The organism is Pantoea sp. SGAir0184 (assembly GCF_043544755.1).
On the sequence record NZ_CP028050.1, the window covers coordinates 3,901,878 to 3,923,132 of the forward strand.

The 21,255-nt window shown below is 57.0% G+C and carries 14 protein-coding genes, 1 tRNA gene, 3 rRNA genes and 1 riboswitch; of the genes, 4 read left to right on the forward strand and 14 right to left on the reverse strand.

The annotated features are described in order from the left end of the window. Positions 1-213: 213 nt before the first annotated feature. On the forward strand, positions 214-1,044 hold the full coding sequence (gene iclR / locus C1N60_RS18470; protein WP_058770112.1) for a glyoxylate bypass operon transcriptional repressor IclR: 831 nt from the start codon (positions 214-216) through the stop codon (positions 1,042-1,044). Here the strand turns inward: iclR and aceK are convergent. The 8 genes from aceK to C1N60_RS18510 all read right to left on the reverse strand — a co-directional run bounded on the left by aceK (position 1,041) and on the right by C1N60_RS18510 (position 12,425). Further along, entirely contained in the window at positions 1,041-2,777 is a 1,737-nt protein-coding gene (gene aceK, locus C1N60_RS18475) for a bifunctional isocitrate dehydrogenase kinase/phosphatase (protein ID WP_394521175.1), read from the reverse strand. The two genes, iclR and aceK, sit on opposite strands and share 4 nt — an antisense overlap. A gap of 66 nt (positions 2,778-2,843) precedes the next feature. Beyond that, positions 2,844-4,148 (reverse strand): isocitrate lyase, encoded by a 1,305-nt coding sequence (aceA, locus tag C1N60_RS18480; protein WP_394521176.1) that lies wholly within the window; start codon positions 4,146-4,148, stop codon positions 2,844-2,846. 16 nt (positions 4,149-4,164) lie between these two features. Then, positions 4,165-5,763: a malate synthase A gene (gene aceB, locus C1N60_RS18485; RefSeq protein WP_394521177.1), complete on the reverse strand. Its 1,599-nt coding sequence runs from the start codon at positions 5,761-5,763 to the stop codon at positions 4,165-4,167. 270 nt (positions 5,764-6,033) lie between these two features. Next, positions 6,034-6,963, reverse strand: coding sequence for a homoserine O-acetyltransferase MetA (gene metA / locus C1N60_RS18490; RefSeq protein ID WP_031279798.1), 930 nt, complete (start codon positions 6,961-6,963; stop codon positions 6,034-6,036). 299 nt (positions 6,964-7,262) lie between these two features. Continuing rightward, positions 7,263-7,378: ribosomal RNA gene (gene rrf / locus C1N60_RS18495) — 5S ribosomal RNA — on the reverse strand. Positions 7,379-7,600: 222 nt separating this feature from the next. Next, positions 7,601-10,505 (reverse strand): 23S ribosomal RNA (locus C1N60_RS18500). Positions 10,506-10,721: 216 nt separating this feature from the next. After that, positions 10,722-10,797 (reverse strand) — tRNA-Glu (locus C1N60_RS18505). A gap of 86 nt (positions 10,798-10,883) precedes the next feature. Continuing rightward, a 16S ribosomal RNA gene (locus C1N60_RS18510) occupies positions 10,884-12,425 on the reverse strand. The 16S, 23S and 5S rRNA genes sit together here with 1 tRNA gene alongside, the layout of an rRNA operon. 628 nt (positions 12,426-13,053) lie before the next feature. Between C1N60_RS18510 and purH the strand changes: the two genes are divergently transcribed. Both purH and purD read left to right on the forward strand, forming a co-directional pair. Then, positions 13,054-14,643, forward strand: a complete 1,590-nt coding sequence (gene purH / locus C1N60_RS18515; RefSeq protein ID WP_394521178.1) for a bifunctional phosphoribosylaminoimidazolecarboxamide formyltransferase/IMP cyclohydrolase — start codon at positions 13,054-13,056, stop codon at positions 14,641-14,643. Positions 14,644-14,661: 18 nt separating this feature from the next. Further along, positions 14,662-15,942 (forward strand): phosphoribosylamine--glycine ligase, encoded by a 1,281-nt coding sequence (gene purD, locus C1N60_RS18520; RefSeq protein WP_021508193.1) that lies wholly within the window; start codon positions 14,662-14,664, stop codon positions 15,940-15,942. A gap of 28 nt (positions 15,943-15,970) precedes the next feature. On the opposite strand, the gene C1N60_RS18525 is transcribed toward purD, so the two are convergent. From C1N60_RS18525 to nudC, 6 genes are all read right to left on the reverse strand, one after another. Next, positions 15,971-16,636, reverse strand: a complete 666-nt coding sequence (locus C1N60_RS18525) for a DUF1481 domain-containing protein (protein ID WP_394521179.1) — start codon at positions 16,634-16,636, stop codon at positions 15,971-15,973. A 68-nt stretch (positions 16,637-16,704) separates the two neighbouring features. Continuing rightward, positions 16,705-16,977 (reverse strand): nucleoid-associated protein HU-alpha, encoded by a 273-nt coding sequence (gene hupA / locus C1N60_RS18530; RefSeq protein ID WP_006121511.1) that lies wholly within the window; start codon positions 16,975-16,977, stop codon positions 16,705-16,707. A gap of 188 nt (positions 16,978-17,165) precedes the next feature. Further along, positions 17,166-17,756: a YjaG family protein gene (locus tag C1N60_RS18535; RefSeq protein WP_058758906.1), complete on the reverse strand. Its 591-nt coding sequence runs from the start codon at positions 17,754-17,756 to the stop codon at positions 17,166-17,168. Positions 17,757-17,818: 62 nt separating this feature from the next. Beyond that, a complete protein-coding gene (nfi, locus tag C1N60_RS18540) occupies positions 17,819-18,487 on the reverse strand; it encodes a deoxyribonuclease V (RefSeq protein ID WP_394521180.1) in 669 nt (222 codons plus the stop codon). 2 nt (positions 18,488-18,489) lie between these two features. Then, complete coding sequence (gene hemE, locus C1N60_RS18545; protein WP_058769978.1) at positions 18,490-19,557, reverse strand: uroporphyrinogen decarboxylase; 1,068 nt, start codon at positions 19,555-19,557, stop codon at positions 18,490-18,492. Between the two features lie 39 nt (positions 19,558-19,596). After that, positions 19,597-20,370 (reverse strand): NAD(+) diphosphatase, encoded by a 774-nt coding sequence (gene nudC, locus C1N60_RS18550; RefSeq protein ID WP_021508198.1) that lies wholly within the window; start codon positions 20,368-20,370, stop codon positions 19,597-19,599. 88 nt (positions 20,371-20,458) lie between these two features. Between nudC and C1N60_RS18555 the strand changes: the two genes are divergently transcribed. After that, the gene (locus C1N60_RS18555) at positions 20,459-20,965 is read left to right on the forward strand and encodes an Rsd/AlgQ family anti-sigma factor (RefSeq protein WP_021508199.1); all 507 of its coding nucleotides are present in this window, start codon (positions 20,459-20,461) and stop codon (positions 20,963-20,965) included. A 152-nt stretch (positions 20,966-21,117) separates the two neighbouring features. Beyond that, positions 21,118-21,218, forward strand: a riboswitch (TPP riboswitch). Positions 21,219-21,255: the final 37 nt, after the last annotated feature.

A 21,255-nucleotide genomic window follows, 5' to 3' on the forward strand; every position in this document is an offset into this window, starting at 1 on the left:
GCGGTTTTATTGCTCACTCTTGCCCCATCCACGTCATTACGCTGGCTAAATGCCAGCCAGTCATACTGGCACAACTTTCAAATGAGCAAAAGTCACCCGTTTGCGGCCACCGGCGGCAAAATGACCAGCAGATCCGACCAGTCAGCCAGCGTTTGCATTCATACCATTAAAAACGAAAATGGTTTCCATACCTGCAATGACTGTGGAGATGTTATGGCAACCCCTGCGCCCGCGAAACGCGGCAAAAAACCCCGTACGGCTCCGGCGGCCAGTGCCCCTGCCGGCGGCCAGGTACAATCTCTGACGCGCGGGCTGCGTTTGCTGGAGCTGATTGCCGAATCACACGGTAGCGTGGCGCTGACCGAGCTGGCGCAACAGGCCGGGCTTCCCAACTCCACCACTCATCGCCTGCTGACCACCATGCAGCAGCAGGGATTTGTGCATCAGGTGGGCGACCTCGGTTTATGGACCATTGGCGCTCATGCCTTTGTGGTCGGCAGCAGTTTTCTGCAGAGCCGCAATCTGCTGGCGATTGTGCACCCGATTCTGCGCCGGCTGATGGAAGAAGCCGGCGAAACCGTGAATCTGGCGGTACTGGATCTCAGTGATTATCAGGCGGTGATTATTGACCAGGTACAGTGCACCCAGCTGATGCGCATGTCAGCGCCGATTGGCGGCAAGTTGCCGATGCATGCGTCCGGTGCCGGCAAAGCGTTTCTCGCTCACCTCAGCGATGATCAGGTCACCGCCCTGCTGCATCAGAAGGGATTACATCACTACACGCCGAAAACCCTGATGTCGCCGCATAGCCTGAAGGAGAATCTGGCGCTGATCCGTAAGATGGGTTTTTCGCACGACGACGAGGAGCACGCGCTCGGCCTGCGCTGTGTGGCGGCACCGATTTATGATGAACACGGCGAACCGTTTGCCGCCATCTCCATCTCCGGCCCGCTGGCGCGTATGACCGACGACCGCATTACTGAACTCGGGGCGCTGGTGATCCGCGCGGCGAAGCAGGTAACGCTGAGCTATGCCGGCCTCTAGGCGGCCACTGACGCGTAGCGCGCGCTGAAACGCTGTCCGGCGCGCCACGCCATCACCTCTTCAATATGCCCGGCACGGATCCGCGCCTGCAGTGCGCGCCACCAGCCGGGATCGAACAACTGCGGATGCAGCGCCTGCAGCAGTTTTCCGGTCGCCGGCTCACTGCACAGCGCGTAGCGGAAGGTTTCCGGAAACACATCATCCGGCCCGACGCTGTACCACGGCTCGGCCTGCAGCTCATCCTCTTCGTAACGCGCCGCCGGAACATCGCGGAACACCAGCTCGGTCATCGGACGGATTTCATCATAGTCGTAAAACACCACGCGGCCATGGCGCGTCATGCCGAAGTTTTTAAACAGCATATCGCCGGGGAAGATATTGGCCGCCGCCAGCTGACAAATCGCATCGCCGTACTCCTCAATGGCGTGCTGGCGCTGTTCCGGGGTCGCCTGCATCAGCCACAGGTTAAGCGGCTGCATGCGACGCTCCAGCCATAAGTGGCGGATGATCACTACGTCATCGCGCAGCTCGATTTTTTCCGGAATCTCGCGCTCAAACTCCGCCATCAGCGCCGCCGGAATGCGCGCGCGCGGGATGGCGAAATGCTCAAACTCCTGGGTGTCAGCCATGCGCCCGACGCGGTCATGCTCTTTGACCAGCCGGTAACAGGCGCGCACCTGCGCATCCGTCACCTCTTTTTGCGGCGCGAAGCGATCTTTAATCACCTTAAATACCCGATCAAAACCGGGCAGCGTAAATACCAGCATCACCATACCGCGCACGCCGGGTGCGATGGTGAATGCTTCCTGACTGTGCGCCAGGTAATCTAAATATTCGCGATAGCATTCGGTTTTACCGTGTTTCTGGCAACCAATCGCCATGTAACGCTCGGCAAGGGTTTTGCCCGGCAAAATTGGCTGCAGCCAGGCCACCAGCGCAGCGGGCACCGGTGCGTACACCATAAAGTAGGCGCGAGCGAAGCCAAACACGATGCTGGCGTCATTGCTGTCGGTGAGACAGGTATCAATCCACAACCGGCCGGCGTCATCGCGCTGGATCGGCAGCAGAAACGGTACGATCTCGCCCGCGCTCAGCTGCAGCCGCGCCACAATCCAGGCGGTTTTGTTGCGATAAAACAGCTCGCTGGCGACGTCCAGCGTGGCATGGGCCAGCTGTGCCGTGCTGAACTGCTCGTGCAGATGACGCACAATCCAGCCGATGTCGCGCGTCTGATCCTGCCACGTCAGCCGCAACGGAATGTCATTCAATACCTGACGCAGCGTCTCATGCCAGCTGTGCTGCGGCCGGTACAGGCGTGACAGCGGTCGCTGCGCCGGCGGCGCGGGCGCGTACGGCTGTGACGGCAGGATAAACAGCCGCTCAGGCAGTAAGTGGCTGTGCCCCAATAAACGACAATAGACAGAATTAAAAAAGCTTTCGGCAATTTCATGACGCGGATAGCCCGGCAGCAGCGTGGCATAATGGCTTTTCACCCGCAGCCAGAAAGCGTCATCCCAGTCGGCCATCTCATTGAGGATACGCAGCTGATTGGCGACCAGCCCGACGTGATGATCGTACAAATGGATACGCGCTTTCATCGCCTGCTGCACCGCCTGCCAGTCCGCCTGTTCAAAGCGCTGCTGCGCGCCTGCGGTAATGTCGAGAAAGCGACCGTACTGCGCATCAAAACCCTGCAGAATCGTGTGGGCGATAAGGGATTCTCTCGGTGACATCGGCAATCTCCGGCAAGCGTGAGCCAGTGAAACGGTGCGCCATGCTGCGCACCGCGAGTACGCTGATCAGAACTGTGCGGCTTCGGTGGAGCCGGTCAGCGCGGTGACCGACGAGCTGCCGCCCTGAATCACCGTGGTGATGCGGTCAAAATAACCGGTACCCACTTCCTGCTGATGCGCAGAGAAGGTGTAGCCGCGTTCGCGTGCGGCAAATTCCGGCTGCTGCACCTTTTCCACGTAGTGGCGCATGCCTTCGCCCTGCGCATAAGCGTGCGCGAGGTCGAACATGTTGAACCACATGCTGTGGATACCCGCCAGGGTGATGAACTGAAAGCGGTAGCCCATTTCGCTCAGCGCCTGCTGGAAGCGGGCAATGGTGCGATCGTCGAGATTCTTCTTCCAGTTAAACGAAGGCGAGCAGTTGTAAGCCAGCAGCTTGCCGGGATACTGCGCGTGAATCGCCTCGGCGAAGCGCTGCGCCAGCGCCAGATCCGGCGTGGAAGTTTCGCACCACAGCACATCGGCATATGGCGCATACGCCAGGCCACGGGCTATCGCCTGTTCGATACCGGCATGGGTGCGGAAGAAGCCTTCAGCGGTCCGTTCCCCGGTAATAAACGGCGCATCGCGCTCGTCGCAATCGGAGGTAATCAGATCGGCAGCGTCGGCATCGGTGCGCGCAATCAGCACCGTGGGCACATCCATCACATCGGCCGCCAGCCGCGCCGCCACCAGTTTCTGAATCGCTTCCTGCGTCGGCACCAGAACTTTGCCGCCCATGTGCCCGCACTTCTTCACTGCCGCCAGCTGATCTTCAAAGTGCACCGCGCCGGCACCGGCCTGAATCATCGCTTTCATCAGCTCAAAAGCATTGAGCACCCCACCAAACCCGGCTTCCGCATCGGCGACAATCGGCAGGTAGTAATCGATAAAGCCGTCATCTTCAGGCGACAGTCCGCTCGCCCACTGGATTTGATCGGCGCGCTGAAAACTTTGGTTGATACGTTCCACCACGTTCGGCACCGAATTGACCGGATACAGCGACTGGTCCGGATACATCTGCCCGGCCAGGTTTGCATCGGCCGCCACCTGCCAGCCGGAGAGATAAATCGCCTCAATGCCGGCTTTCGCCTGCTGCACCGCCTGTCCGCCGGTCAGGGCACCGAGGCTATTGATATAGCCTTTGCGCGCATCACCGTTGAGCAGTGCCCACAGCTTTCTCGCGCCGCGATCCGCCAGCGTGCAGGCGGGATTGACGGAGCCGCGCAGGTTAATGACCTCTTCGGCACTGTAAGGACGGGTAATGCCCTGCCAGCGTGATGTCAGCCAGCTGTTTTCCAGATGAGCGATCTGTTGGGTACGATTTGACATAGCAGTATCTCCAGAGTCAGGGCAGCAGGCGGTAGCCCGGCAGGGTGAGGAAAGGAACCAGTTGTTCGTCGGTGGTGATTTGCGCCATCAGCGCAGCCGCATCTTTATAGCGACCGGCGTCAAAGCGCGTGTCACCCTGGCTGTGGCGCAGGGCCGCCAGCTCTTCATCAAGAAACTGTTCGAACAGCGCGGCGGTCACCAGCTGACCATCGCTGAGGATTTGCTTGTGGTGAATCCACTGCCAGATGGAGGTGCGGGCAATCTCCGCGGTAGCGGCATCCTCCATCAGCCCATCAATAGGCACGCAGCCATTGCCGCTGATCCACGCTTCCAGATACTGCAGCGCAACGCGGATGTTGGCGCGCATCCCGGCTTCGGTGCGCTGACCGCGGCACGGGCGCAGCAGGCGCTCGGCGGTGATCGGCGTATCCTGTTCACGACTGACGTGCAGCTGATTGGGGCGATCGCCCAGCTGGCGGTCAAACTCCGCCATGGCGATGTCTGCCAGGCCAGGATGCGCGACCCAGGTACCGTCATGGCCGTTGCCCGCTTCACGCGCCTTATCCTCCTGCACTTTCTGCATCACCCAGGCGTTGCGTTCAGCGTCTTTGGCCGGGATGAGCGCCGACATGCCGCCCATCGCCAGCGCACCGCGCCGGTGGCAGGTTTTGATCAGCAGGCGCGAATAAGCCTCGAGGAACGGCTGGTCCATGCTGATCTGCTGACGATCCGGCAGAATGCGGTCACCATGCTGGCCCAGCGTTTTGATATAGCTGAAGATGTAATCCCAGCGACCACAGTTGAGGCCAACTACGTGATCGCGCAGTTCCCACAGGATCTCATCCATCTGGAATACCGCGGGTAGCGTCTCGATCAGTACCGTGGCTTTGATGGTGCCGCGCGGCAGATCGAAACGATCTTCACTGAAACGGAAGATTTCCCGCCACCATGCCACTTCCGCCGCATGCTCGGTTTTCGGCAGATAGAACCACGGACCGTGGCCCTTCTCCAGCAGCGCGGTGACGTTGTGAAACAGATAGAGCGCAAAGTCGAATAACCCGCCGGGAATGGCCCGATCGCGCCACTCAACATGCTTCTCATCCAGATGTAAGCCGCGAACCCGGCACATCAGCAGCGCCGGATCGGATCGTAACTGGTAGATCTTGCCGTTTTCGCTGGTGAAGCTCAGCGTGCCGTTAACCGCATCGCGCAGCGCCAGCTGGCCATCAAGCAGTTTTTGCCAGGTCGGTGCCAGCGAATCCTCAAAATCGGCCATGAACACTTTGACGTTAGCGTTCAGCGCGTTGATCACCATTTTGCGATCTGGCGGACCGGTAATTTCGACGCGGCGATCGCGCAGTAGCTGAGGAATGGGCCTCACCTGCCAGTCACTTTGCCGAATGGAAGCGGTTTCCGAATCGAAGTCTGGCAACGCCCCCTGATCGTAGCGCTGCTGGCCCTGCTGACGCGCTTTCAGCAGACGCTCGCGCTCGGGTGCAAAGCGCACTACCAACGAGTGCAGGAAATCAATGGCTTCGGGCGTCAGCAGTTGCTTCTCCGCGTGGGTAAAGGGCTGGCTAAAGGTCAGTGTCGGGCTGATAACCGTGTCTGTCATGCGGGCTGCCTCCTGGTTTGATCCTTTTTCTAACAACAGGATCGGGCTGTAGGGTGTTTTTTAACCGGCAAGATCAGAGCATAATCATTTTTATTTTAATTTCAAAAACTATTTCCATTTTAGTGTTTATTTGATTTTATTTATCTGATTTAACTGTAATTTAATCTCACGAAATAAAGGCAATACGTTCCATCATAGGAAAAAGGCAAAAAAAAGCCGCGACAACACGCGGCTGTCACGGCAGGTTTAAACGCGTTGTTAGCAGGCGTTTTACTCGAGCGTTGGATTCATGTGGCGCAGATCGAATGGCGTAATCTGGTAGACGTAGTAGTTGAGCCAGTTGGAGAACAGCAGATTGCCGTGGCTACGCCAGGTGGCGCGCGGCGGCAATTCCGGGTTGTCCTGCGGGAAGTAATTGAACGGTACCTCAGGGTGCAGGCCGGCCTCGTAGTCCCGATGGTACTCACCCGACAGCGTGAGAGCGTCATATTCCGGATGGCCAGTGACAAACGCCAGGCGTTTGTCTTTACTCGCCATCAGATAGGCACCGGTGCTTTCCGATTCGGCAAACAGCTCGAGATCGGTGTAGTCGCGGATCAGCTGGCTGGGGAAATCAGCATAACGTGAATGCGGCGCCAGGAAGTTGTCATCAAAACCGCGCGTCAGCAGCGCGTGTGGATGAAGGATCTGATGCTCATAGACGCCAGAAAGCTTGTTCTGTCGCGTCTGTTTAGGAATGCCATACAGGATGTTAAGCGCCGCCTGCACCGCCCAGCAAACAAACAGGGTAGAAGTGACGTGCTCTTTCGCCCAGTGCAGCACGCGCTGAATCTGTGGCCAGTAGGCAACATCATTGAAATCAACCAGCCCCAGCGGCGCGCCGGTGACAATCAGGCCGTCAAAGTTATCGTTAGCGATATCGTCGAAGTTGCAGTAGAAGTTGTTCAGATGCTCGCTTGGTGTGTTGCGCGACTCGCGACTGTCGATGCGTAACAGCTGGACATCGATCTGCAGCGGCGAGTTAGAGAGCAGGCGCAGAAACTGGTTTTCCGTTTCAATTTTTTTAGGCATCAGGTTAAGGATCAACACTTTAAGCGGACGAATCTCCTGAACACTGGCGCGCGATGAGGTCATGACAAAGACATTCTCATTACGCAAAAAATTCACTGCCGGTAATTCGTCGGGGATCCTGATTGGCATAACCTGCTGACCTCTTGCTGATAACCATATAAACGTTTAGACATCCAGATGCCCGAGATTAGCCTGGCTGCCGCTGGATGTCGAGTCTTCATGCGGTTTATGAAAATGTTTCAGCATTGAACGGCAATAGCCGCGAGCGCCGCGCGGTGAGCAGCAGCAATAAGGTCGGGAAAAGAGCGCGTTAGAATTTTTTCAGGGTTAAATAAGTCGTTATGGAGGGGTTTTTTGGCAGGAAATTTGCCGGGTACGGACGTAAAAAAGCCCCGGACTTTCGTCCGGGGCTTCTTCACTGGTTTGATGCCTGGCAGTTCCCTACTCTCGCATGGGGAGGCCCCACACTACCATCGGCGCTACGGCGTTTCACTTCTGAGTTCGGCATGGGGTCAGGTGGGACCACCGCGCTGTTGCCGCCAGGCAAATTCTTTGTGCCCTGTCCCGCGTCTTTCGCACTGATGCCGCGTTGGCTGCGCTCGCAAAGTCAGTCACATACTCGTGTATGCTCCTTCCTTTCCTTCGCTTGCCGCCTCGCCTCAGCGCAAAATCCTCCGGACTCGCGTCCGCAGAACAAAGCTGATTCTTTATCCGTCACAAGCTGAAAATTCTCCGGTCTCTCGGACCAAAACGCCTCTGGCGTTGTAAGGTTAAGCCTCACGGGTCATTAGTACCGGTTAGCTCAACGCATCGCTGCGCTTACACACCCGGCCTATCAACGTCGTCGTCTTCAACGTCCCTTCAGGACCCTTAAAGGGTCAGGGAGAACTCATCTCGGGGCAAGTTTCGTGCTTAGATGCTTTCAGCACTTATCTCTTCCGCACTTAGCTACCGGGCAGTGCCATTGGCATGACAACCCGAACACCAGCGGTGCGTTCACTCCGGTCCTCTCGTACTAGGAGCAACCCCCCTCAATTCTCCAGCGCCCACGGCAGATAGGGACCGAACTGTCTCACGACGTTCTAAACCCAGCTCGCGTACCACTTTAAACGGCGAACAGCCGTACCCTTGGGACCTACTTCAGCCCCAGGATGTGATGAGCCGACATCGAGGTGCCAAACACCGCCGTCGATATGAACTCTTGGGCGGTATCAGCCTGTTATCCCCGGAGTACCTTTTATCCGTTGAGCGATGGCCCTTCCATTCAGAACCACCGGATCACTATGACCTGCTTTCGCACCTGCTCGAGCCGTCACTCTCGCAGTCAAGCTGGCTTATGCCATTGCACTAACCTCCTGATGTCCGACCAGGATTAGCCAACCTTCGTGCTCCTCCGTTACGCTTTGGGAGGAGACCGCCCCAGTCAAACTACCCACCAGACACTGTCCGCAGCCCGGATTACGGGCCTACGTTAGAACATCAAACATTAAAGGGTGGTATTTCAAGGTTGGCTCCACGCAGACTGGCGTCCGCGCTTCAAAGCCTCCCACCTATCCTACACATCAAGGCTCAATGTTCAGTGTCAAGCTATAGTAAAGGTTCACGGGGTCTTTCCGTCTTGCCGCGGGTACACTGCATCTTCACAGCGATTTCAATTTCACTGAGTCTCGGGTGGAGACAGCCTGGCCATCATTACGCCATTCGTGCAGGTCGGAACTTACCCGACAAGGAATTTCGCTACCTTAGGACCGTTATAGTTACGGCCGCCGTTTACCGGGGCTTCGATCAAGAGCTTCTCCTTGCGGATAACCCCATCAATTAACCTTCCGGCACCGGGCAGGCGTCACACCGTATACGTCCACTTTCGTGTTTGCACAGTGCTGTGTTTTTAATAAACAGTTGCAGCCAGCTGGTATCTTCGACTGGCCTCGGCTCCGGGAGCAAGTCCCCTCACCTACGCGCCAGCGTGCCTTCTCCCGAAGTTACGGCACCATTTTGCCTAGTTCCTTCACCCGAGTTCTCTCAAGCGCCTTGGTATTCTCTACCTGACCACCTGTGTCGGTTTGGGGTACGATTTCGTGTTACCTGGAGCTTAGAGGCTTTTCCTGGAAGCAGGGCATCAGTTACTTCACCGCCGTGGCGGCTCGTCGTCACGCCTCAGTGTTAAAGAAGACCGGATTTGCCTGGTCTTCACACCTGCACGCTTAAACCGGGACAACCGTCGCCCGGATAACCTAGCCTTCTCCGTCCCCCCTTCGCAGTAACACCAAGTACAGGAATATTAACCTGTTTCCCATCGACTACGCTTTTCAGCCTCGCCTTAGGGGTCGACTCACCCTGCCCCGATTAACGTTGGACAGGAACCCTTGGTCTTCCGGCGAGCGGGCTTTTCACCCGCTTTATCGTTACTTATGTCAGCATTCGCACTTCTGATACCTCCAGCATGCCTCACAGCACACCTTCAGCGGCTTACAGAACGCTCCCCTACCCAACAACACATAGTGTCGCTGCCGCAGCTTCGGTGCATGGTTTAGCCCCGTTACATCTTCCGCGCAGGCCGACTCGACCAGTGAGCTATTACGCTTTCTTTAAATGATGGCTGCTTCTAAGCCAACATCCTGGCTGTCTGTGCCTTCCCACATCGTTTCCCACTTAACCATGACTTTGGGACCTTAGCTGGCGGTCTGGGTTGTTTCCCTCTTCACGACGGACGTTAGCACCCGCCGTGTGTCTCCCGTGATAACATTCTCCGGTATTCGCAGTTTGCATCGGGTTGGTAAGCCGGGATGGCCCCCTAGCCGAAACAGTGCTCTACCCCGGAGATGAGTTCACGAGGCGCTACCTAAATAGCTTTCGGGGAGAACCAGCTATCTCCCGGTTTGATTGGCCTTTCACCCCCAGCCACAAGTCATCCGCTAATTTTTCAACATTAGTCGGTTCGGTCCTCCAGTTAGTGTTACCCAACCTTCAACCTGCCCATGGCTAGATCACCGGGTTTCGGGTCTATACCCTGCAACTTAACGCCCGGTTAAGACTCGGTTTCCCTTCGGCTCCCCTATGCGGTTAACCTTGCTACAGAATATAAGTCGCTGACCCATTATACAAAAGGTACGCAGTCACCTAACAAGTAGGCTCCCACTGCTTGTACGTACACGGTTTCAGGTTCTGTTTCACTCCCCTCGCCGGGGTTCTTTTCGCCTTTCCCTCACGGTACTGGTTCACTATCGGTCAGTCAGGAGTATTTAGCCTTGGAGGATGGTCCCCCCATGTTCAGACAGGATACCACGTGTCCCGCCCTACTCGTCGGACTCACAGCTCATGCATCTTCGTGTACGGGGCTGTCACCCGGTATCGCGCGACTTTCCAGACGCTTCCACTGATGCACAAGCTGATTCAGGTCCTGGGCTGCTCCCCGTTCGCTCGCCGCTACTGGGGGAATCTCGGTTGATTTCTTTTCCTCGGGGTACTTAGATGTTTCAGTTCCCCCGGTTCGCCTCGTTAACCTATGTATTCAGTTAACGATAGTGTGTCGAAACACACTGGGTTTCCCCATTCGGACATCGACGGCTGTAGCGGTTCATATCACCTTACCGTCGCTTTTCGCAGATTAGCACGTCCTTCATCGCCTCTGACTGCCAGGGCATCCACCGTGTACGCTTAGTCGCTTAACCTCACAACCCACAGACGTTTTGCAACGCTGCAGACTGCAAGCATTTGAGAGACCCGAACGCATCGTCAATTTCATTCTTATTACGGAGAATGAACGCGACGCGTCGTTTCAAATTTTCAGCTTGTTCCGGATTGTTAAAGAGCAAATACTTCGCAGCATGCTTAATCAGCACACTCTGAAGTATTATCGGTAACGCCTTTCACTCATTACCAGCAAGTGGCGTCCCCTAGGGGATTCGAACCCCTGTTACCGCCGTGAAAGGGCGGTGTCCTAGGCCTCTAGACGAAGGGGACACTGAAGTCTCTTTCGTAAGACGCTTTGCTCATTACTTTTTCATCAGACAATCTGTGTGAGCACTTCGCGGGAAAGTATCTTCAGGTAAGGAGGTGATCCAACCGCAGGTTCCCCTACGGTTACCTTGTTACGACTTCACCCCAGTCATGAATCACAAAGTGGTAAGCGCCCTCCCGAAGGTTAAGCTACCTACTTCTTTTGCAACCCACTCCCATGGTGTGACGGGCGGTGTGTACAAGGCCCGGGAACGTATTCACCGTAGCATTCTGATCTACGATTACTAGCGATTCCGACTTCATGGAGTCGAGTTGCAGACTCCAATCCGGACTACGACGCACTTTATGAGGTCCGCTTGCTCTCGCGAGGTCGCTTCTCTTTGTATGCGCCATTGTAGCACGTGTGTAGCCCTGGCCGTAAGGGCCATGATGACTTGACGTCATCCCCACCTTCCTCCGGTTTATCACCGGCAGTCTCCTTTGAGTTCCCGGCCGAACCGCTGGCAACAAAGGATAAGGGTTGCGCTCGTTGCGGGACTTAACCCAACATTTCACAACACGAGCTGACGACAGCCATGCAGCACCTGTCTCAGAGTTCCCGAAGGCACCAAAGCATCTCTGCTAAGTTCTCTGGATGTCAAGGCCAGGTAAGGTTCTTCGCGTTGCATCGAATTAAACCACATGCTCCACCGCTTGTGCGGGCCCCCGTCAATTCATTTGAGTTTTAACCTTGCGGCCGTACTCCCCAGGCGGTCGACTTAACGCGTTAGCTCCGGAAGCCACGCCTCAAGGGCACAACCTCCAAGTCGACATCGTTTACGGCGTGGACTACCAGGGTATCTAATCCTGTTTGCTCCCCACGCTTTCGCACCTGAGCGTCAGTCTTCGTCCAGGGGGCCGCCTTCGCCACCGGTATTCCTCCAGATCTCTACGCATTTCACCGCTACACCTGGAATTCTACCCCCCTCTACGAGACTCAAGCCTGCCAGTTTCAAATGCAGTTCCCAGGTTAAGCCCGGGGATTTCACATCTGACTTAACAGACCGCCTGCGTGCGCTTTACGCCCAGTAATTCCGATTAACGCTTGCACCCTCCGTATTACCGCGGCTGCTGGCACGGAGTTAGCCGGTGCTTCTTCTGCGGGTAACGTCAATCGGCGAGGTTATTAACCTCACCGCCTTCCTCCCCGCTGAAAGTACTTTACAACCCGAAGGCCTTCTTCATACACGCGGCATGGCTGCATCAGGCTTGCGCCCATTGTGCAATATTCCCCACTGCTGCCTCCCGTAGGAGTCTGGACCGTGTCTCAGTTCCAGTGTGGCTGGTCATCCTCTCAGACCAGCTAGGGATCGTCGCCTAGGTGAGCCATTACCCCACCTACTAGCTAATCCCATCTGGGCACATCCGATGGTGTGAGGCCCGAAGGTCCCCCACTTTGGTCTTGCGACGTTATGCGGTATTAGCTACCGTTTCCAGTAGTTATCCCCCTCCATCGGGCAGTTTCCCAGACATTACTCACCCGTCCGCCACTCGCCACCCAAAGAGCAAGCTCTTCTGTGCTGCCGTTCGACTTGCATGTGTTAGGCCTGCCGCCAGCGTTCAATCTGAGCCATGATCAAACTCTTCAATTTAAAGTTTGATTTGCTGCAACGAGTGCAGCGATGCTCTGTGAATTAAACTTCGTAATGAATTACGTGTTCACTCAGCAAAGACTTGATATTTTTTAAAGCCCGTAGGCTTGTGATATCAATCCTGCGAGTGCCCACACAGATTGTCTGATAAATTGTTAAAGAGCGGTGCGACGCGGCGTTCGGCCTGCTGTCGCGAGGTGGCGTATATTACGCTTTCCTCCTTCAGAGTCAAACACTTTTTTCAGCGTTTTTCTCCGGCGGAAGTTCTTAACGAAGCTTCCTGTCTACACCGCATTCCGTAAGTCGTTGTGCCGTGTCGATGGAGGCGCATTATAGGGAGTTGTTCGGCACGCGCAACCGCTAAATTCAATAAAAACAATCGTTCGCTGCATTCCACAGCAAAACCCCGCCTTATACCCGGTTACACACAAAGTTATCCACATCTGCAACCGGTAATAAATTTAGGCGAGCATCGCGCAAACGTTTTCGCTACAATGCCCCGCGACGTCAAGGATGCCCCTTTTGGGGCGTTACCTGAGGTAAATGTTCTCTTCTATATAGAGAGAGAAAGTTAAGCCTGATGTAACGCTCTTATTTACGCGAAACAAAGCCAAGGGATAAAACCACCATGCAACAACGTCGTCCTGTACGCCGCGCTCTGCTCAGTGTCTCTGACAAAGCCGGTATCCTCGAATTTGCTCAGGCCCTCTCCCATCGTGGTGTTGAGCTGCTCTCCACAGGTGGCACCGCGCGCCTGCTGGCAGATGCCGGCCTGCCCGTCACGGAAGTTTCTGACTACACCGGTTTCCCGGAAATGATGGATGGACGCGTCAAAACGCTGCACCCAAAAGTGCACGGTGGCATTCTGGGCCGTCGCGGTACCGATGATGCCATCATGGCCGAGCACGCCATCAATCCTATCGACATGGTGGTGGTGAACCTCTATCCCTTTGCCCAGACCGTGGCGAAAGCCGACTGCAGCCTGGAAGATGCCGTTGAGAACATTGATATCGGCGGCCCCACCATGGTGCGCTCGGCAGCCAAGAACCACAAAGACGTGGCGATCGTGGTAAAGAGCCGTGACTACGACGCGATCATCGCGGAGCTCGATGCCAACGAAAACTCCCTGACGCTGGAAACCCGTTTCGATCTGGCCATCAAAGCCTTCGAACACACCGCCGCTTACGACAGCATGATTGCCAACTACTTTGGCAGCCTGGTACCGGCCTATCACGGCGAAAGCACCGCGCCGGCCGGCCGCTTCCCGCGCACCCTGAACCTCAACTTTATTAAAAAGCAGGATATGCGTTACGGCGAGAACAGCCATCAGGACGCTGCTTTCTATATTGAAGAGCAAGTCAGCGAAGCGTCAGTCGCCACCGCACAGCAGCTGCAGGGCAAAGCGCTGTCCTACAACAATATTGCCGATACCGATGCGGCACTGGAGTGCGTCAAGGAGTTCAGCGAGCCAGCCTGCGTTATCGTCAAGCACGCTAACCCATGCGGCGTCGCCGCAGGCGATTCAATTCTTGCCGCCTACGAGCGCGCTTATAAAACCGATCCGACCTCGGCGTTCGGCGGCATCATCGCCTTTAACCGTGAGCTGGATGAAGCGACCGCCCAGGCGATCATCAGCCGTCAGTTCGTGGAAGTCATTATTGCGCCATCGGCCAGTGAAGCGGCACTGCGCGTGACCGCAGCCAAACAGAACGTCCGCGTTCTGGTGTGCGGTCAGTGGCAGAGCCGCGTGGCCGGTCTCGACTTCAAACGCGTCAACGGTGGCCTGCTGGTTCAGGATCGCGATCTCGGTATGGTCGATGCCAGCCAGCTGCGCGTTGTCAGCCAACGTCAGCCGACCGAACAGGAACTGCGTGACGCGCTGTTCTGCTGGAAAGTGGCGAAGTTCGTTAAATCCAACGCCATTGTGTATGCACGCGACAACATGACGATCGGTATTGGCGCGGGCCAGATGAGCCGCGTTTACTCTGCCAAAATTGCCGGCATCAAAGCCGCTGACGAAGGACTGGAGGTGAAGGGTTCCGCCATGGCTTCCGACGCCTTCTTCCCGTTCCGCGATGGCATTGATGCTGCGGCGGCAGTGGGCATCACCTGTGTGATCCAGCCGGGCGGTTCCATCCGCGATGATGAAGTGATTGCTGCCGCCGACGAGCATGGCATCGCGATGATCTTCACTGACATGCGTCATTTCCGCCATTAATAGCCTGGAGCCGTAACGATGAAAATTTTAGTGATTGGTAATGGTGGACGTGAACACGCGCTGGCGTGGAAAGCAGCACAGTCGCCGCTGGCAGAAACCGTATTTGTTGCGCCAGGCAACGCCGGTACCGCGCTGGAGCCGGCCCTGCAGAACGTGGCCATCAGCGCCACCGATATTCCGGCACTGCTGGCGTTTGCGCAGCAGGAAAACATCGACCTGACCATCGTCGGACCGGAAGCGCCGCTGGTGATTGGCGTAGTCGATGCGTTTCGCGCTGCCGGCCTGAAAATCTTTGGCCCGACGCAGGCGGCCGCGCAGCTGGAGGGCTCAAAAGCCTTCACCAAAGATTTCCTTGCCCGCCAGCAGATCCCGACGGCGGAATACCAGAACTTCACCGAGGTGGAACCCGCGCTGGCTTACCTGCGTGAGAAAGGCGCGCCGATCGTCATCAAAGCGGACGGTCTGGCCGCGGGTAAAGGCGTCATCGTCGCCATGACGCTGGCCGAAGCGGAAGCGGCGGTGCAGGACATGCTGGCCGGCAATGCGTTCGGCGACGCAGGTCACCGCATCGTCATCGAAGAGTTTCTTGATGGTGAAGAAGCCAGCTTCATCGTGATGGTGGACGGCGATAACGTCCTGCCGATGGCCACCAGCCAGGATCACAAACGTGTTGGCGACGGCGACACCGGCCCGAACACCGGTGGCATGGGCGCTTACTCACCGGCACCGGTAGTGACCGATGAGATCCACCAGCGCGTGATGGATCAGATCATCTGGCCAACCGTCAACGGCATGAAAGCGGAAGGTAACACCTACACCGGTTTCCTGTATGCCGGTCTGATGATCGACAAAGCCGGTCAGCCAAAGGTGATCGAATTCAACTGCCGCTTCGGCGATCCGGAAACGCAGCCGATCATGCTGCGCCTGCAGTCGGATCTGGTCGCGCTGTGCCTCGCCGCTGTCGACGGCAAGCTCGATCAGCAGCAGTCACAATGGGATCCGCGCCCGTCACTCGGCGTGGTGCTGGCCGCTGGCGGTTATCCGGGCGACTATAACACGGGCGATCAGATCCACGGTCTGCCGCTGGAAGACGTACCGGACGGGAAGGTATTCCATGCCGGCACCACCCTGAAAGATGATCTGGTGGTGACCAGCGGCGGTCGCGTACTGTGCGTGACTGCGCTGGGTGAAGATGTGGCGGCAGCGCAGAAGAATGCCTACGCGCTGGCGCAGCACATCTCATGGAACGGCAGCTTCTGCCGTAATGATATTGGTTACCGCGCGATTAACCGCAAGTAAGCCCCCGGCGGCGGCCAGCCGGTCGCCGCTAAAAATCAGCCTCTTTCGGCTGCCAGCGGCACTCATCTTCCGGCGTGGCACGCAGCAGCTGAATCCCCTCTGGCGCTTCCAGCCACGACAGGGTAATCGGCTGTTGCTGCCCCTGCTGCTGTCGATACAGCGTTGCCAGCGTGTCGCGATCGAACGCCACATTCACCTGCTGCCCCTCACAGTCACGAACCTGCGTACCGCCCTGCCAGTGCCCCTGCCGCAACAGTACCCGACCACTCAGCAGTGCATTGCTCTGCGCCAGCATGCGCTGCGCGTCAAACCGGTACAGCTCGACGCTGTCGGCGCTGACGGCTTCACGCCGGCCAGCCAGCTGTCGCTGCATAAAATTGAGGTTGCCCTGATGGTCGAAACGCAGGGTTACGTCGTCCGGCTGCTGGCCAGTGACGTGCCGTTCCACACTCAGCAGTTTATCCGCCTGCCAGATATAGTCGGTAGTTTCCCGGCTATCGCCATTGAAAGGGGTATAGACAGTACGCAGATGGACGGCTTCGTGGTCGCCGTTTTTACGCCAGATTCGCACCGTGCCACGGTCAGACAGATAGCCGCTGGCGGTGAAGGCCGGAAGATCGGGAGTGGCACTGCAGCCGGTGAGTAATATCCCGAGGAGGATGGCGCAGAGGCGCTGAGGAGAAATGTTCAGCATAGCAGGCCCCGGTAACAAAAAGGGGCGAAATCGCCCCTCTTTTAAAGCTAAACCGCGATGCGGAAAACTTACTTAACAGCGTCTTTCAGTGCTTTACCAGAGACGAACGCTGGCACGTTAGCTGCAGCGATTTTGATCTCTTTGCCAGTCTGCGGGTTGCGACCGGTACGCTCAGCGCGGTGGTTCACTTTAAAAGTACCAAAACCAACCAGTTGTACAGCATCACCTTCTTTCAGAGACTCAGTGATCGCAGCCAGGGTAGATTCCAGCGCAGCTTTAGCCTGGGTTTTAGACAGGTCCGCTTTCTCTGCGATCACATCAATCAGTTGAGTCTTGTTCATAAGTTATCCTTAAAGTGTATTTATCGCTTGCTAAGCAACGAGTGCGAGGGAAAAGCCATATTCTGGCACTCTTCAGCCTGCACGCACCGATAGCCACAATTTTCAGCCCCCCAAATGTAGACCAGACAGGGGGCTGATGTGAAGCCTCCAGGCGCGGTAATTCGGGCCTGAAGTCACGTTTTCTCGCCTTATTGCTGAAAATTTATACCGATGTTACTGATTCCGGCTTCACGCAGGTCTGCACGTAGTCCTTTGATTAGCTCCAGGTCCCGTTCTTCGCACTCTGCCAGCAGGCGAAAAATCTCCCACTGCAGGTCCCATTCGTCAATTACCGCCTGGTTGTCACGCAGCTCTTCGTCGCTCATTTCGCGACCAGCCTGGGTCATTTCGAGGATGGCCACGGTGGTGATCGACGTGCGGCTGACTTCGATGGCGTGCTCCAGCGTTTCACCGCTCAGCTGCGCGTGCAGGAGTTCACTCAGCGCCACGCAGGCGTCAATCGCCGGGTGCACGCCGTAAACGTCAAAGTCGTCACCGTTTGGGATCGCCGCTTCCAGTTTCTCCAGCTGGCTGTCGAAATTGATTTTGGCATCCTTCACCGTCAGGCTTTCCCACACCAGGTCGAGAATGCGGCGATAGAGCTGCGGATCGGCAAACTCGGTCTGCTGACAGAAGGCCCAGTAATTGGGGAACATCCGCTCGCACAGACAGGCCATAAAGGTCATGTGCTGCCAGCTTTCCAGCTTCGCCAGACGCAAATGGACGGGGTTCTGTAACATCAAACTTACTCTCGGTAGATTAGCTGGCGGCAGTGTACCGCAAAAGCCGCGCACAAACAGCGTTAGCGCGCATTTTGCCACTTCACAAAAGCGGGACGGCCAGATGCCACGGCATCGGCCCAGCGCGTTGGCTCCGGCAAGCGGTAGCCAGCCATGCAGGCCTCAACCCAGTGCAGTGCGCTATCGAGGCTGACGCGGTGGCCGGTTGAGACAAACAGCGGATTGCAGCGCGTCTTGCTGCGCCACACCCAGGCAATCTGCTCGCCTTTATCCATCAGCGGCTGACGACTGCCCGGTGCCGCATCCGGCTCAGCGAAACGGCCGCACAGGCGCTTTTTCGCTACGCCGATGGTTGGCACATCCAGCAGCGAGCCGAAATGCGCGGCAACGCCCAGCCGGCGCGGATGAGAGATGCCATGGCCGTCGACGAACAGCAGATCGGGCCGCTGCGACAATTGCTGCCACGCCGCCTGCAGCGCTGGAATTTCGCGAAACGAGAGAAAACCGGGAATGTAAGGCATGGTGGTCGCGACACGCGCGATGCGATGCTCCACCAGCGTTAATGAAGGGTATTCGAGGATCACCAGGGCGGCGCGCGTTACCTCGCCGCCCTGTTCAAAACCAACATCGGCGCCGCCAATAAAGCGCGGCGGCAGTACGTCAAAATCATCCTGCCGCACCACGCTGGCGGCGAGCTGTACCTGTTGCTGTCGTAGTGCGGCTAAATCCATGCTTATCCCTGATGATATGGTCGTGATAGCCGATGCACCGCCTCCACAAACGCGCCAGCGTGCTCTGGCGGAACATCCTGATGAATCCCGTGACCGAGGTTGAAGACGTGGCCTTCGCCTGCGCCAAAGCCTTCCAGAATCCCCGCCACTTCCTGCTCAATTCGTGCAGGGGGTGCATACAGCATAGACGGATCCATGTTGCCCTGCAGCGCGACTTTATCGCCCACGCGGCGCCGCGCTTCGCCAATATCGGTGGTCCAGTCAAGACCCAGCGCATCACAGCCGGTGGCCGCCATCTCTTCCAGCCACTGGCCGCCGCCCTTGGTAAACAGGGTGATGGGCACGCGTCGTCCTTCGTTCTCATGCAGCACGCTGTCGACGATTTTGTGCATGTAATAGAGCGAGAATTCGCGATAGTCGCGCCCGGTCAGCACGCCGCCCCAGGTATCAAACACCATCACCGACTGCGCACCCGCTTTAATCTGCGCGTTGAGGTAAAGGATCACGCTCTCTGCCAGCTTATCCAGCAGCGCGTGCAGCGTCTGCGGCTCGGCGTACATCATCTTCTTGATTTTGGTGAAAGCCTTGCTGCTGCCGCCTTCTACCATGTAGGTTGCCAGCGTCCACGGGCTGCCGGAGAAACCGATCAGCGGCACTTCGCCCTTGAGGTTATGACGGATGGTGCGCACCGCATTCATCACGTAACCCAGCTCCTGCTCCGGATCCGGCACCGGTAGTTTATCCACATCGGCACGGCAGGCGATGGGGTGAGAGAAACGCGGGCCTTCGCCGGTCTCAAAGTAGAGCCCCAGGCCCATCGCATCCGGAATGGTCAGGATATCGCTGAAGAGGATCGCGGCATCCAGCGCATAGCGGCGCAGCGGCTGCAGGGTGACTTCGCACGCCAGCTCCGCGTTCTTACACAGCGACATAAAATCACCGGCCTCAGCGCGCGTGGCTTTGTATTCCGGCAGGTAACGCCCGGCTTGTCGCATCATCCATACCGGGGTGATATCCACCGGCTGGCGTAACAGGGCGCGCAGATAACGATCGTTCTTCAGTTCACTCATAATGGGCTCTCTCATGCTAAGGCCGGCAGTGTAGCATTTTCACGCCGCGCTGGCGCGACACAGCGCAACCGTATCTTCAATCAGCCGGCGCGCCACGGTGCCCGGCGGCGGCAACAGGGGCAGATCGTCGTAGCGATACCAGCCAGCATCCAGCAGCTCTTTACCATCGTGCTGCAGCTCGCCGCCATCGTACTCCGCCATGAACGCCATCATCAGCGAGTGCGGGAACGGCCACGGCTGCGAAGTTACGTAACGCACATTTTTTACCCGCACGTTGCTCTCTTCCATCACCTCACGGGCCACCGCCTGCTCCAGCGTTTCGCCGACTTCAACAAAACCGGCCAGCACGGTGTAGATGCTGTTGCGATGGCGCGCATGGTTTGCCAGCAGGATCTCCTCACCGCGACGAATCGCCACAATGATGCAGGGGGCGATTTGCGGGTAGTAGCGCTCGCGGCAGTGGCTGCACAGGCAGGCAAATTCGCGCTTGCTGTGCTGCATCTCATGACCGCAATAGCCGCACCAGCGATGCGAACGGTAGAACTCTGCCAGCTGCACGCCGCGCCCGGCGAGCTGAAACAGACCGACATCTTCGTCAATCAGCTGGCGCACCGAGGCCATATTGTCCGGACGCGCTTCGCATACCAGCCAGACGTTTTCGCCCTGCCACTCGCCAATCACTCTGCCGCTGCTGCCGGTCAGGCCAAACTCGCCGGATAAGCCATGCGGCAACTCGCCTTGCGGCAACCAAAGTTTCTGCGCAGAGCTGACAATCCACCAGCCAGCGTCTACGCTTGAGATCTCACGTTGCATCTTAATCGTTGTCCTTAGCGTCAAATGGCACGCTGAAATCCTGATGTTAAGTGTGTAATAAACAACTATAACTCACCTGGAGCCCCGTATGCTTACCCAGTTAGATAACCTGACCGAGCGTGTAGGTGGCGGTAATGAATTAGTCGACTCATGGTTGCGCGCCCGTCGACAGCTGCTCGTCACCTATTACGAGTTAATTGGCATGAAGCCGAACAAAGAAGCGCTGACCGCGCTGGATGAACAGGCGCTGGATGCGTTTTGCCATCGTCTGGTGGACTATCTCTCTACCGGCCACTTCAGCGTTTACGAGCGCATCATCAGCGAGATGTCCGGCGACAGCCCGATGATTGCGGCGGCGCAGATCTATCCGGCGCTGGAAGGCAATACTGAACGTCTGATGCAACTGTATGACAGCCATCTGCAACAGGCCATTAATGACGACAACTGCGTGGATTTCCAGCAGGCGCTGTCAGAAGTGGGCGAAGCGCTGGAGTCACGCTTTACGCTGGAAGACAAACTGATTCAGCTCGCCTGGGATAACCAGCTGGCGCGCCCGCCGGTGGCCAATGACAGCACCATTGCTCGTCCGGCCTGAACCGCTGCAGTTGTAAAAGACTTGTTATTCAGGAAAAGCCCTTTTATGCTGAATGGGCTTTTTTATTGTCTTTTTTAACGACAATACACAATCAAACTTTGCGATATAAGCGCAGCGTGCAACAGTCAGTAAAGTCGCTTATCGCGTAAAACGTAAACTTGTCGGAGTGCCCTTAGGGGCTGAGACCGTTAATTCGGGATCCGCGGAACCTGATCAGGTTAGTACCTGCGAAGGGAACAAGAGTAGATGTGATCAGCACGGTGCAGTCAGGCGCCCGCACCGTTTCTGTT